This window comes from Streptomyces sp. NPDC096310 (assembly GCF_044763125.1).
GTDB lineage: Bacteria > Actinomycetota > Actinomycetes > Streptomycetales > Streptomycetaceae > Streptomyces.
In genome coordinates this window covers 1-13,152 of the sequence record NZ_JBIWFO010000008.1, presented here as the reverse complement: position 1 = coordinate 13,152, position 13,152 = coordinate 1, and the positions used below count along the sequence as shown (strand labels likewise).

The following is a 13,152-nucleotide window of genomic DNA, read 5'->3' as shown; positions in this document are numbered from 1 at the left end:
TCTCGACGTGCGCCGCCCGGCCTCTGGCGCGAGGATCGGATGACGGGCGGCGGCTGCCCCCGTTCTCCCTACGGTCAGGCCGCCGTCCGGCCACGGAGGTGTCTCATGCCCAGCTCCATCTGGCGTGGCGCGATCTCATTCGGCCTGGTCACGATCCCTATCCGCGTCGTTACCGCCACTCAGAGCCACGCCATCGCCTTCCGGCAGGTTCATCTCGCAGACATGGGCCGCATTCGGTACCGGAAGGTCTGCGAGCTGGACGGCCAGGAACTCCAGGACGAGGAGATCGGCAAGGGCTACGAGGTGTCCAAGGGCCACCTGGTCGAGGTCACGGACGACGAGCTGGCCGACATGCCGCTCCCCACGGCGAAGGCCGTCGACATCGTGGCGTTCGTCGACGCCGACGAGATCGACCCGATCCGCCTCGGTGACTCGTACTACCTCGCTGCGGACGGGGCGGTCGCGGGGAAGCCGTACACCCTGCTGCGCGAGGCGCTGAAGCGCAGCTCGAAGGTGGCGGTCGCCAAGTTCGCCCTCCGCGGCCGGGAGCGGCTCGGACTGCTCAGCATCCGCGACGACGCACTGGTGCTGCACTCCATGCACTGGCCGGACGAGATCCGCGACCCCGCCGAGCTCGCCCCGAGCGCCGTCGACTTGGACGACGACGAGATCGAGCGGGCCATGCAGCTCATGGACTCCATGGCCGCAGACGACGCTTCCGGCTTCCGCGACGACTACCGGGACGCCCTCGAAGAAGTCATCACCGCGAAGGCTGAGGGTCACGAGCCGGCGCCCGCCGCGAGCCCGGACCCCAAGGAGGGCAGGGTCGTCGACCTGATGGCCGCGCTGGAGCAGTCGGTCAGCAAGGTCCGCGAGTCCCGCAGCAAGGACGCCACCGTGCACGACATGCCGAAGCGACCCGCAAAGAAGACGACGGCCAAGAAGGCGCCCGCGAAGAAGACCTCACGGAAGCCGCGCTCGGCCTAGAGGCCGAGGGCGGTGTCGGGGCGGCAGAACTGGCACGGCTCCACTCCGCCGGCGATGAGCCGGACGGCTTCGTCCTTGGCGATGGGATCGGTGTTGCCTGGCATGTAGCAGTCGCCGACGTGCACGGTGAGGGGTTGCCGGGTACCGCGGATCCATTCGACGGTCCAGTCGGCGGGTGGGGGTTTCACTCGGTCGCGAACCTGCGCGGCTTGCTGGCGCTCGGCTTTGCGCTGGTCGGTCGCGTTTCGTTCGGCTGTGGTGATGGCGTCGCGGATCCGCTGGAGCTGCACTTGGTGCCAGGTCTCCAGGATGCGGAGCCGGGGCAGATCGGGCGGAAGATCGGACACGAGTTCGATTCTAAGGTGCGTCCGGCAAGCCTGCGGAATCGGCTCCCGTGATCCGTCGGCGGAGGGCCGCGGCGTTGTCGTAGCCCGCTCGTAGACTGGTGCCATCAACCCCGACTACAAGCCGGGGATTGCTTCCCGCCCCCGTACCGGAGTGATGCCCGGACGGGGGCGGAGCTGCGTCAACCCGAGTCGGCTTCGCGCGCATCCCGCGCGAGCCGCTTCGTCACCATCTCCAGTTCGTACCGGCTCACCCCAGCATCCGCCGCATGCTCAGTGACGGCCCGCTGCGACTTGCCTGCCGCGTCCAGCCACGGCCGCCACTCCTCTAACGCGTGCATCCGACCTGGACAGCCGTAACGGCTGTCCAGCCCTCATTGCACCACCGACCTGCACGTTTCCGGGCGGGACAGGACATCTCGCGCCGCCCCCGAGACCTCGCCGTGCACGGCCGCGGCCCACTCCACCAGCAGCCGCTGATACCGATCCGCCTCGGCCGGCGACAGCACCCCGCCCGACCGCGCCCACAGAGCACGAATCTCCGCATTCACCGCAGAGGAAGGGCGCGCGACACCGCGGCGAGAAGTGGAGGGCATGTGCCCAGGATAGGCCGCAGCACTGACAAACGGTCAGGCCGGCGGCTGGGCGATCACGAACGTGCCCTTGTTCGGCAGGGTCTGCACCAGCCCGCGGTCACGCAGCTCCTGAACCGCCCGACGGACCGTCCCCGGCGCCACCCCATACTGCGCACCCATGTCCCGCTCGTTCGGCAGACGAGCCCCATACGACAGCCGGCCAGTCCGGATCTCTTCCGCGACCTCGTCGGCGACCCGCATGTACACGTACCCGAACGGCTGCTCGCTCATGAACCGGAACGTATGGCGGCCCCCTGCGGTACGCACCTGCAGGGGGCCGTATGGGGCAACATGGGGCGGCCTATAGCGGTACCGTCTGAACAGCACAAACCCCCGCGGTCGTGTCACCGGCCCGGGGAGTGGACGACACCCTGGGAGCACCGCCATGGACCACGCTACCGACCACAGTCTCCACGCCGACAGACAGCCACCGGCCACCCGCTTATGCGCCTGGTGCGGCCAGAGGACCAAGACCGCCGCACTGATCCGCATCGAACCCCGCACGACACAGCGGCCGGCCCGTCGGCTCTACGCCTGCGAGAACTGCTGCCGCATCCATGGCCTCACCCCGATGGCGCGCGCGTCGTGACCGGCGCTCCTGGCAAGTCGCACGAGTGCCAGGCTGGCGAGCATGCTCTCTGCTTCGGGAATGAGGACGTACTCGCGGGCGGGGTGATCGTTCTCCGGCTGCGCTGCGGCTGTACGTGCCACAAACAGACCGCACCCCGGTAGCGGCCGGCGCCGAGCCTAAGTCCCGACCGCTGGAACCTCCGGTATCGACCAGGGCTCTACCCATGGCTTCTACGCGCGGTCACAAATTCACACGTGCGCGCACCGTGCGCACAAATCGATGCTGGGGACACTCTTTTACTTGCACCGCAGATCGTGTTGACTCATCTTCAAAGTACGGACCAACCCCCACAGGTCAGAGACCCACAGTCCATCTGTCCGCAGGGAGCACCAAATCCGCTACCTCCGCTACCGCCCCAGACGCATCCAGCCGCGAACGCTCCACCAGCAGCGCCGCCGTACCCGACTGAAACCCCAGAACTGCAGCCTCGTCGGCAGTCATTCCGTGCGCGCGCACCGAGACCCGCACCGACACGTGCGAGCGAGCCCGGCCTCGACGCCACGTCGTCGCCAGCATCGCCGGCCGCCCGTCCGGATCCAGAAGCTCCACACGCTCCCGCCGGACCGCTGTACCCGGCTGCACGCCGAGCCGCACCGCCAGATCCTCCGACGCCCGAACGGTGGACCGCTCCACGTCGCCGCGGGCATAAGGCCAGTCGGCATCCGGATCCGCGAGGGTGCGCACCCCCACAGCATGCGCGACCGTCAGACGTCGACGTGGCCGGCCTTCGAGGAGTCTTTCTGCGCGAAGGGCCTTCACCGCAGGGTAGACCGTGCCGACGCCCACCCCATGCTCGGCCGCCAGGGCGCGCACGGAGGGGAAAGTACTCCCGGGGGGATAGGTGCCGTCGAGGATGCGCTGCCGCAGTGCGGCGGCGAGCCGGCGGTGCGGCGCATCCATGGCGAACCCCTGGTGACGATCTTGGGAGCGTCACCGTATGGGGGATGGCTGAATCTGTTAGCTAACAGATAGCCTCAAAGATCCAAGACCCTCCCGGGTGCCCGCGTGCGGCGGGCCCGGTCCACCCCAGAGCGCGCCGGGTCGCCGGATTGAGCCCCCCTCGCTGGTGGCTCGGCGCAACGAGCCGCCCCTCCCCCAGTTGAGGGAGGGGCGGTTTCGCATCTTCGGCCTGACCTGCAAGAACCACGTGATTTTTTAGGGGGGATTTAGGAGATGCAGCGCTGTACTCTCGACGTATCGCGAACGTATTCGCAAGGTAGTTCCGGATGGGTGTGCGTGAGTGAATGGCACGTATTAGCAGTTCAGGCGGTCCGTTGCCCCATTCGAAAGCTGGTCAGGGTGTGGACGGATGAAGCCCCCCAATGCAAGCTGCTGCTCTTACAAAGCAGATGTCGGCGGTTCGAAACCGTCCGCGCCCACCAGCCAGAACGCCCCCGCAGCGGGCCGCTGCGGGGGCGTTGACGGTGGCACTTGACGGCAGTCCCTCACTCCGGTCGGCGCCGCCGCAGCAGCCGGTCCATGTGACCCATCGCCTCCCGCCGGTTGTCGTCGGATACATGGGTGTAGATGTTCATCGTGACGGCGATCTGCGAGTGACCCAGGATCTCCATCACGACGCGCGCCGGCACACCGGCGGCGAACAGAAGCGTGGCGCATCCGTGTCGAGCGTCGTGCAGACGAATGCGGCGCAGTCCCGCGTCCTCCGTGATCCGCTCGAACGACCGACTGAGGTTCCTCGGCTCGATCGTTCGCCCGGTCCTGGTCGTGAACACGTAGTCGCTGTCATTCCAGGCTTGCCCTGCGGTGAGGCGCTGCTCGCCCTGACGGAGACGTTGCCAGCGCAGCGGTGCCACGCACATGAGCGGTACGGGAATGGCGCGCGTGCGACGGTTCTTCGTGGAGTCCGCGTACAGCTCCTTTTGTACCCGCTGGATCTGATTCCGAACGGTGAGCGTGCGGCGCTCCAGGTCGATGTCCGACCAGCGGAGTCCAAGGACCTCTCCTCGCCGCAGCCCCAAAGCCACGGCGAGCACGAACGCCGCGTACAGCGGATCTTTCCTCGCAGCCTCCAGGAAGGTCGTCGTCTCCTCCAGGTCCCACGGCTTCAACTCCCGCGACTGAACACGGGGGGCCGGAACGAGCTTGACCACGTTCCTGCTGATCAGCTCCTCCCGGCATGCAGCCGTAAGAGCGCTGCGGAGAACGCGGTGAGACTCCTTGGCTGTCGCAGCCGATGCCTGCGTCGTCACGGCTGCGAGCATGCGGCGCACGTCGGCGGCGCCAAGGGTTTCCAGGCGTTTAGAGCCGATTTGTGGGATCAGGTAGCGGCGTACGTGGGTCTCGTATTTGGCGTACGTCGTCTTCTTGCGGTCGTTCCTGACGAACTCCTCCAGCCAGTAGGGCAGCCATTCGGAGAGCTTGGCGGAACGAGCGGGCGTCGGGACGCCTTGCCGGTCACGTAGGACCAGCTCCTGCCGCTTGACGTCGCACTCATCCCAGGTGGCGCCGTAGACGGTCTTGCGCCTGCGTGTGCCGTCCGGCTGGGGAACGTAGACGCGCGCTTCGTAACGGCCGTCTTTACGCTGCCAGATGCTGCCGGCGCCGTTTGGATTCCTCTTGCGTGCCATCAGGCAGCCTCTTCCAACTGGTGGTCGATGAAGGTGCGGAGAGCGTCGGCGGGCACCCTGCGGCATCGGCCGATCTTGATGCTCTTGAGTTCGCGCGAGCGGATGAGGTCGTAGACCTTGAACCGGCTGAGACGCAGTGCGTGCATGACTTCAGGGACTGTCAGGGTCTCGGGGAGCGTGGACAGGGGAGCGCTCACGGGTCACTGCCTCCTGGGCAGAGCGAAAGAGGGGCCGGGGCCCCTTCCTGTCAGGTCCGCTACTTCCGCTACCTCCGCTACCGCCCTGGTCAGGGGCATGATCGAGGTAGCGGACAGGGGTAGCGGTAGCGGATGGAATCCGCTACCGCCCCGGCCCGGTGGGCGTGGGGCCGGTAGCGGGTAGCGCTCAGGTAGCGGACGGGAAGAGCGTTGCCGCTACCTTCTCCGGACTGCTGACCTGCGAGTTAGCGGAGGTAGCGGAGGTAGCGGCTCCTGAGGGGGGTGGGGGGCAGTACCGTTCCCACGCGTCGTGGAGATCGAGCGCGTAGTAGCCCTTGAGTACGCTCCCGGCGGTCTTGATGTTGCGGGAGGTGACCGGCTCGTTGTCGGCGGTCATGTACTCGGTGAGCATCTTGGACAGGCGCCGGTTGTCGAGCGGCTTGCCGTGCAGATCGGCCCACGGCGCGTCATCGAGGGCGTTGAGCCGGTCGAGGATGGCGACGGTCGGAAGGCGGTCGATGCCGACCATGACGTGATCGCGGAGATCGGTCAGCAGTCGGATACCCAGACTGCCTTTGTCGTTGGCCCGGGACGCGGTCACCAGGTTCACGCACGCGGCGCGGGCCCGCTCGGGCCAGTCACCGCCGGCCACGTCGGCGATGGCGAGCAGGGATTCCCACACGTCGGCCGGGCGGTCGGTGACGCCGTCGGGCATGTCCGGCCACGCGCCCATGATGAACCCCCGGGCCTGTTCGGCCCACTGGGCAAGCCGGTCACGGAGCTTGTGCCCCTCCGCTTCGTGGATGCGGGCGCGGAACGCTTCGACGCGTTCGTTGCGGGCCCGGCGGCGCATGCGGATGACGATGGAGCGGGTCATGATCGTGTCCGGCAGGTTGCCGAGTCCGGCGACCGCGACCCCGCAGTACGACGGGAACGCCTGAACGGTCTGGTTGCCGCCGTCACCGATGCACCGGTAGGTGACCCCGGTCCGGCGATGCCCCGCGTTGAGGAACCCGCGTAGCTCCTCGTTGTCCCCCGCTTTGGGGCCGAAGACCGTGTCGATTTCATCGAACAGGATCGTGGGCCGCCCCTCGGGGTTGGACACGGAGCGGAACAGCGCTGCGGCCGACGCGTTGACGGCCGTCATCGGCTGCGGCACGAGGGTTTCCACAACTTCCAGGGCCCGGGACTTCCCCGACCCGGGTTCGGGGGACAGGAACGCGAGGCGCGGGGTGGAGTCGAAGCAGTCCAGGAGGTGTGCGTGTGCGTCCCACAGGGCGACCGCGACGTAGGCCGCTTCGGCCGGGAAGATGTTGAAGCGGCGGTGGAAGGCTTCCACCTCGTTGAGCAGGGCCGCGCCGTCAATGGTGGTGCCGGTCATGCGGCGTTCCTCTCTTCCTGGGAGCTCCGGAGCGGGCAGGCGTCGCGGTGGGCGGTGTGGTCGGGGATCAGGGCGAGTACCTGGCGGTGGCCGGCGGCGAAGAGGTCGCGTCCGCAGCGGCACCACGATCCGGCGGTCGGGGCGGCGCCCTTGGGCGCGGTGATGCGGAGCCAGGCGACCGGGTACCGTCCGCCGCCGGTCTGCGGGCCAGGGCGAACAGCAGAAAGGACGCCTTCGGCGACGACTTTCGGCGCGCTACTGCCGGAGGGGGCCGGGGTCGGTTCGGCGGGGCTGGGCTGGTCAGTGGGGTGGGAGAACTGCCTCTTAATGGGGGGATTGGGGGGCGCGCTCATGACGCCGTGCCGCTGGGATTGTGGGCAATCGACCAGTTCAGGGCGCTGGTGATGACCGGCGTGCACTCGCTTTCCCGCAGGCCGGCCGCCAATCCCGCTTGCTTAAGAGGCTCTTCAACCTCGCTGCGGGTGAGGGCGCCGGACGCGACGAACCGTCCCAGGGCGCGCGCGGCCCTGGTCAGCGTCCAGTTCCGTACGCCTTCACCGGCCCCCGCGACGTTCGCCAGTTCGGCCCTGAGGGCCGCCGTGGCGTAGCGAGAGGTCCCGGACGGCGGTGCGACGACTGTTACCTGAATTGCCTGGCGATCCGTCAGGCGGACGTACAGCCACTCAGGGAGCGGGGCGGGCGGGGTGGGGTCGATGACCGCGTAGCGACCGGCAGGGGTGGTACTCCCGGCGGCGACGACGTATCCGCCCGACGCGCGGGTGTCGATCAGCTTGCCGAGACGGCCCGCGCTGTTGCCGAGACGGATGCCGGGCGGTGCGGTGAAGTAGAGGTGCTGTCCGCCGCTTGCTGTCCGGGTGCGGTAGGTGGTGGGGACGGTGTTGCCGGTGCGCTCGCAGAGCGCCTTGAAGGTCGTCACGCCGGAAGGCGTGTCCGCACTGCTGTTGGTCCTGGCCTTGTTCTTGGTTTTGGGCATGTCCAGGTCGATGACGACCAGGCCGGCGGGGCCGGTCGCGATGCCGATGTTGAACGGGATGTCGGCCCAGGCCCGGCGGATGCGGTCCGGATCGGTGGTCGCCCGGTCTTCCCACTTGCGGTGGCCGGCCGCGCAGTCCCCGGTGCCGGGGCAGGCGGTCTCGCCGTGGAGGGCGGGGCGCTTGTCGCCGGGGCGGAGCGGGAAGACGGGCCAGCCGCGTTCGGCGGCGTCCAGCGCTGCCCACAGCAGCGCGGACAGGGGTTCAGATGTCATGCTGGAGACCTCCAAGGGTCTGTAGGGACTGGAGACCGGGGCGGCCGTGACTTTGGCGAGAGACGGCCGCCCCAGCCATGTCTAGATGTGGTGTCTCAGGACGTTGGTGTCGCTGCGCGGCGCTCGCGGTAGGCCCGCTGGCGGCAGGCGTGGGAGCAGTAGCGGGCGGGGCGTCCGGTTGCGGGCGTGGCGACCAGCCGCCTGCATGAGCGGGCAGAGCAGTGGCGCCGCGCTGGTCGGGTTTTGTCACGGGTTTCGTCACGCAGGGGCGGCAGGGGCGGGGCGTCCTTGGCGGTGATTTCCCACAGTGTGCGGGCCACTTGCTCGGTCCCGAGCGTGCGTCGGGGGCGACGGGGGGCGTCCCAGCCAGCTCGTGCGGGCCGGTCAGCTGTGCGACGCCATCCGACCGCCCGCAGACTCGCGCCGCTCTCGCCCTCTTGGGTGTAGGTGATGGCCCGCCTGTGCCCACTGGCTTTGGCGGTGCGCCAGGCGGCGCCGTAGAGCGCAGAGCAGGCGTTCGGGCTGCCATCGGTGGCCAGCCGGATGACCTCGACGGTGAGCCCATCGTCGTAGGCCCGGGCTACGGGACGGCCGACGATGGCGACGCCGACAAGCCTCCCGTCCTCAGTCATGGCTCCGAGAGAGAACTTGTGCCCCTGCGGTGCAGCGTGATGGCGGTGAACGCGATCGACGTACGCGCACGCGTCCCGGAAGGCCATCGGTACGACGGTGATGGTCATCTGAGTGGCACCAATCTCCTGAGATGGCACAACTAGAAGGGCGGTTCGTCGCTGTAGCCGCCGGTCCTCCACGAGTCGCGCTCCGCCGTGCGGCGGCGGGGCAGACGCGGGAGGGGAAGCAGAGTCCAGCGGCGGTTCTCGTTCCAGCAGGGGCAGGGATACGAGTTGGTGCCGGCGTAGTCGCCTTCCTCGTCTACGTAGTGCTGATCGATCCCGCCGTACCCCTCGCAGTCGGGGCAGTTGGGGCGGGGGGTGTCGGTGAGGACGAGGGTCCGGCGGGGCCAGGTGTGGACGCGGATGCGCAGTCGGTGCAAGGGGGTTCTCCTGTGTGGGTTACTTCTTGGGGCGGGCGAGTTTGAGGGTGAGTCCGCCGATGCCGATGGGGCCTGCGGTGGTGGCGATGAGGGCGGCGGTGCGGGCGGCGAAGTCGATGAGGGCGATGATCGCGGCGACGGTGCCGAGGATGCCGATGGCGCCGGTGGTGACGACGACGATGGGGAACAGGTAGGCGCGGGCCGGGCGTCCGGTCGGGGCGGTGGTGTGGATGACGACGATCGGCTGGCCGGTGGCCCGGGCGCGGTCGTAGACGTCGGCGGGTATGTGCGGGGTGGTCGGCCCGTGGGTGTTCCCGGGCGGTTCGCGGTGGTGCATGGGTGTGCTCCTTCCGGTCGTTCCGGGACGCGAGGACCCCCGCCCGGAGCGTGCCGGGCGGGGGTCTGGTGGTGACGGTGTGTGGTTGTAGTGGGGTGTGGCTACTGGTTAGTGGCTACTGCCCAGTGCCTACTGGCTACCGGCAAAGAGCCTGTTGGAGGCCCCTGGTGGCCAGTAGGTGGGCGTTCTACTGGCTAGTGGCAACTTGCCGCTAACCAGTAGTCAGTAGCTGTGTGTGGCCGTTCAGGCGTGGTCGGGGTGGACGTAGACGGAGTGCGGTCCGTTGTCCCGGTAGACGAGTTGCCCACGCTCTGCGGCGGCTTTGAGCGCGTCCCGTACGGCCTGGCGACTGCGGCCCACGAGGTCCGCGATGGCGGAGGGCTTCATGCCCGTGGCGCCGGCCGACTCGATCGCGTCGACCGCGTCCGCCAGCCACGCCGGTCCCGCCTCCACGCCGCGCTCCGGATCCTGGGGCCCGGTCTCGCCGGTGTCGTCGTTGTCGTGGAGTGCGGAGAGGTTCAGCCCCGTCCCTCGCTGCGTCGGGGGCTTGTGCTGCGGATCGTTCGGGGTGCCCGGATCGGCCGTGGGCGGTTCGGGGGTGGTGCCGAACTGGGCGTCGATCTCGTCCATGAATGCCCGTACGGCTGCGTCCTCGTCGCCGGTGCCGGTGGGTGTTCCGGTGCGGAGGGAGGAGAGGTTCAGCCCGGCGCCCGCGTTCCCGCTCCGGCCGGTGGTGCGGGGCGGTTCGCTGCCGGTCTCGGTGGTGGTGGTGTGGGCGCGCATCCATGCGGTGCGGGCGGTGTCCCAGCGGTTCGCGTAGGCGTTTCCGGCGGCGCGTGCGGAGATGTCGTCCAGCGTGGGGTGCCGGTCGGAGGTGGCGATGACGATGTCACGGATCTGGTTCGGGAGGATGCCCCAGGTCTTGAACAGTGCGACGGGGGATTCGGGGGTGGCCATGAACCCCGATCCCTTGTAGGGGGCCTGGTCGACGCGCAGTCCACGGCTGCCGGGGAACTGCTTCGACAGGTCCATTCCCTCGGTCTCGCCGCCGGTGAGCGCGACGCGGATTTTCGCTTCCCGGCGGATCATGAGGTTGCCGAGCACGGTGCCGGTGGCACCGAGCGCGGTCAGCACGGTCCGTACGCCCATGGCGCGGGCGATGCGGATCACTTCGATGAGCTTTGCGGCGAGCTTGCGCATCGGCTTGTCGGTGCTGGCCAGGATCTCCGCGCCCTCGTCGACGACCAGCATGATCTGGGGAATCGCCGGGCTGACGGGCAGGAGGTCGGTGTTGGCCTGGGACATGAGGTCCTGGTAGGCCCGTTTGCGTTCCTTCGCGATCCGCTCGGCCGCCTCCAGCATGAGCGCGGCCTCTTCGACGGTGGAGGCGAGCCAGTCCACCCCGGGCCGTAGCCCGTCTTCCATCTGGCCGGTGGGGGTGAGGGCGGGGCGGGCCCAGGGGAGTCCGGCCGATCCGGCGTTGAGGTCGATCACCCAGGTGAGCACGTCGACCGCGCGGGCCAGCCCGGCGAGGATGACGTGGACCATGTTCGTCTTCCCGGATCCGGTCGGACCGACCACCAGCGCGCACTGTTCCCGGAGGTAGGCGCAGATCTTCTCGGCGTTGGTGCGGTAGCCCCAGGGGAGTCCGGTGTGGATGGAAAGGGGCCCGTACTCGTCGGGGTAGGTGCGGTTCTCGGCCAGGACGTTGGCGGTGGCGACGTCGATCAGGACGCGGCCCTGGTTGATGCCGGGCCCGGCGGTGGCGGTGCAGCCGTGCGGCAGACCGGCATCCGCCGACAGGCTGGCGGACTCCTTGGTGATCCGGTCGTAGGTCGCGCCGCCGGCGGGGAGTTCCGCGTCGATGGTGAACCCGGTGCCGGTGGGCCACATCTCCACCGCCAGGACGCGGATGGTGATCCCGCATACCCGCTGGATCCGGTCGACCCACTCGGCGGCGATCCCGCGCCGTTCCGCGCTGAGTTCGGCGGCCACCTGGCGTTCGGCGGCGGCGAGCGCTTCGTCCTCCCGGGCTTCCTCGTAGAGGCTCGCCGCGTGGGCGGCGGCGCCCATGCCCACCCCGAGCGTGGCCAGCGAGCCCAGCGCCGTCCAGGTCAGCGGGCCGGTGGTCATGGCCCACGTGGTCCAGCCCGCACCGACCAGCCAGGACGCGGCGCGGGTGGCGATGGTGCGGCCGGCGTTCTTCCACCGGAGTCCGGCGGCGGTGTGGCCGATGGCCCCGGCGGCGCCGACCGTCAGGGCCCAGCCGGGCGGCATGCCCGTGGCGGCCCCCGTGGTGGCCAGCGCGAAAGCGCCGGTGGTGGCGGACAGGGCGCCGGTCACGGGTCCGTGACCGGCCGCCCAGTCCAGCACCGGGCCACCGGCGTCCTGCTTCTGCTTCTTCGTGGTCGCGGTACTGGCAGTCATGTCAGACGTTCCAGCCCTTCTCAGCCTCGGCCCCGTTGCGCGGGTCCTCATGACGGGCGATGTCCTGTTCGTGCGCGTAGCGGAACAGCGGCCCCAGCTCCTCGGACGCGGACACCGCCTGCAAGAGGGCGACGTGGATTCCCTCGAACCCGACCGCCACCGTCTTCTCCAGCGGGAACTCGCTGTCGGAGCGCTCCGCGAGGATCCGGAAGGTGTTCGCGACCGAGGCCAGAGCCTGGGGAAGGTTCTCGACCATGGCCAGGATCTCCATGCATCCGTCCGGCTCGTAGGAGCCGGCGGCATTCTCCATCTCGGTGGCAGCCTCTTCGAACTGGAAACCGGACACGTGTGTGACCTCCCCGAACGGCGTGCGTGACGTGCTGGGCACGAGACCGGCCGGACGCTCCACCCGGTCCTCGATCTCTGCGTCGGCCACCGTGTCGGCGGCGGCCTCTTCCTCGTCGAGCCGCGCCCGGATCTCCCGGTCACGGTCCGATTTATCCTGCTTCGCCTGGCCCACAAGGCGGCGGTACAGGCGGCGCCCGGGGTGCTGGAGCCAGTACCACCCGAGCTTGCGCCCGAGCGGGGTGGTGAGCACGCCGAGCACGCCCAGCGGCGCCGACAGCGCGGCGGCCAGCAGCCGGCGCGCGTGCAGCCGCGCCGCCGAACGCCACAACGCGGCCCGCGCCCGGCGCCGCGAGGGCGCCTTGCGCAGCATCGACCGCTTCTGATCGACCTGGTCACGAGTGCGCTCGTCACGCGCGGTCCGCGCCCGGTCGACAGCCGCGCGCCGCATACGGCCCCCGGCAGCCACACCCCGGGCCACCGACCGGCCCAACCCGCCCTTGCCCTGCGCGCGTCCGGTACGGGTGTCGGCGCGCGCCGCCCGCCGCGAATCGGCAACCGCCCGCCGGTCCTGCGCCGAGCGCGTACGAGCCGCCCCGCGCGTCGGAGACTGCCCGGCCCGCTCCTTGCGCAACGCCCGGACCTGCCCGATCCGGCCGGACGACGCGGCGCGGGAGCCGAGCGGGGAACGCCCGCCCGGCCCGCCACCGGCACGGCCGGCGGACCCGGCGGACCCGGTGGACCCGTTGGAGCTCATGGCGGCGCGGTGCTTGCCCGCGCCGGATCCGTTCCTCGTACCGGCCGGGCCGGGGCGCGCACCCGCTCCGGCCGACTTCGACAAGCCCGCACTCCGGCCGGCGCCTACCCCGGCGGACCTGCCGCCGGAGGTACGGGCCGGGGCAGGGATACGGCCGGGCGCGGCCCCACCACGTGCCCCTCGGGCCGACGACATGGCGGCG

General features: G+C 69.8%; 13 protein-coding genes. 1 reads left to right on the top strand and 12 read right to left on the bottom strand.

All coding sequences use genetic code 11. The annotated features are described in order from the left end of the window. Nucleotides 1-105 precede the first annotated feature (105 nt). Nucleotides 106-987, top strand: a complete 882-nt coding sequence (locus ACIQ7D_RS17475; protein ID WP_403938376.1) for a Ku protein — start codon at nucleotides 106-108, stop codon at nucleotides 985-987. Here ACIQ7D_RS17475 and ACIQ7D_RS17470 read toward each other — a convergent pair. The 12 genes from ACIQ7D_RS17470 to ACIQ7D_RS17415 all read right to left on the bottom strand — a co-directional run bounded on the left by ACIQ7D_RS17470 (nucleotide 984) and on the right by ACIQ7D_RS17415 (nucleotide 12,950). Continuing rightward, nucleotides 984-1,334 (bottom strand): DUF6233 domain-containing protein, encoded by a 351-nt coding sequence (locus ACIQ7D_RS17470; protein ID WP_403938374.1) that lies wholly within the window; start codon nucleotides 1,332-1,334, stop codon nucleotides 984-986. The two genes, ACIQ7D_RS17475 and ACIQ7D_RS17470, sit on opposite strands and share 4 nt — an antisense overlap. Before the next feature lie 626 nt (nucleotides 1,335-1,960). Beyond that, nucleotides 1,961-2,197: a GntR family transcriptional regulator gene (locus ACIQ7D_RS17465; RefSeq protein WP_403938372.1), complete on the bottom strand. Its 237-nt coding sequence runs from the start codon at nucleotides 2,195-2,197 to the stop codon at nucleotides 1,961-1,963. 694 nt (nucleotides 2,198-2,891) lie between these two features. Further along, nucleotides 2,892-3,497: a GntR family transcriptional regulator gene (locus tag ACIQ7D_RS17460; protein ID WP_403938370.1), complete on the bottom strand. Its 606-nt coding sequence runs from the start codon at nucleotides 3,495-3,497 to the stop codon at nucleotides 2,892-2,894. A gap of 545 nt (nucleotides 3,498-4,042) precedes the next feature. Next, nucleotides 4,043-5,185 carry a tyrosine-type recombinase/integrase gene (locus ACIQ7D_RS17455; protein WP_403938369.1) on the bottom strand — a complete coding sequence of 381 codons (1,143 nt, stop codon included), beginning with the start codon at nucleotides 5,183-5,185 and terminating at the stop codon, nucleotides 4,043-4,045. Continuing rightward, on the bottom strand, nucleotides 5,185-5,382 hold the full coding sequence (locus ACIQ7D_RS17450; protein ID WP_403938367.1) for a helix-turn-helix domain-containing protein: 198 nt from the start codon (nucleotides 5,380-5,382) through the stop codon (nucleotides 5,185-5,187). The genes ACIQ7D_RS17455 and ACIQ7D_RS17450 overlap by 1 nt, the downstream gene beginning before the upstream one ends. A gap of 187 nt (nucleotides 5,383-5,569) precedes the next feature. Then, nucleotides 5,570-6,763: a DUF3631 domain-containing protein gene (locus ACIQ7D_RS17445; protein WP_403938365.1), complete on the bottom strand. Its 1,194-nt coding sequence runs from the start codon at nucleotides 6,761-6,763 to the stop codon at nucleotides 5,570-5,572. Nucleotides 6,764-7,112: 349 nt separating this feature from the next. Continuing rightward, on the bottom strand, nucleotides 7,113-8,030 hold the full coding sequence (locus ACIQ7D_RS17440) for a bifunctional DNA primase/polymerase (protein WP_403938363.1): 918 nt from the start codon (nucleotides 8,028-8,030) through the stop codon (nucleotides 7,113-7,115). A gap of 95 nt (nucleotides 8,031-8,125) precedes the next feature. Then, nucleotides 8,126-8,749: an XF1762 family protein gene (locus ACIQ7D_RS17435; RefSeq protein ID WP_403938845.1), complete on the bottom strand. Its 624-nt coding sequence runs from the start codon at nucleotides 8,747-8,749 to the stop codon at nucleotides 8,126-8,128. A 53-nt stretch (nucleotides 8,750-8,802) separates the two neighbouring features. Further along, nucleotides 8,803-9,084, bottom strand: a complete 282-nt coding sequence (locus ACIQ7D_RS17430) for a hypothetical protein (protein WP_403938361.1) — start codon at nucleotides 9,082-9,084, stop codon at nucleotides 8,803-8,805. Nucleotides 9,085-9,103: 19 nt separating this feature from the next. After that, complete coding sequence (locus ACIQ7D_RS17425; RefSeq protein ID WP_403938359.1) at nucleotides 9,104-9,421, bottom strand: hypothetical protein; 318 nt, start codon at nucleotides 9,419-9,421, stop codon at nucleotides 9,104-9,106. Between the two features lie 243 nt (nucleotides 9,422-9,664). Then, entirely contained in the window at nucleotides 9,665-11,848 is a 2,184-nt protein-coding gene (locus tag ACIQ7D_RS17420; protein ID WP_403938357.1) for a hypothetical protein, read from the bottom strand. 1 nt (nucleotide 11,849) lies between these two features. Further along, nucleotides 11,850-12,950, bottom strand: a complete 1,101-nt coding sequence (locus tag ACIQ7D_RS17415) for a hypothetical protein (RefSeq protein ID WP_403938355.1) — start codon at nucleotides 12,948-12,950, stop codon at nucleotides 11,850-11,852. Between the last annotated feature and the right edge of the window lie 202 nt (nucleotides 12,951-13,152).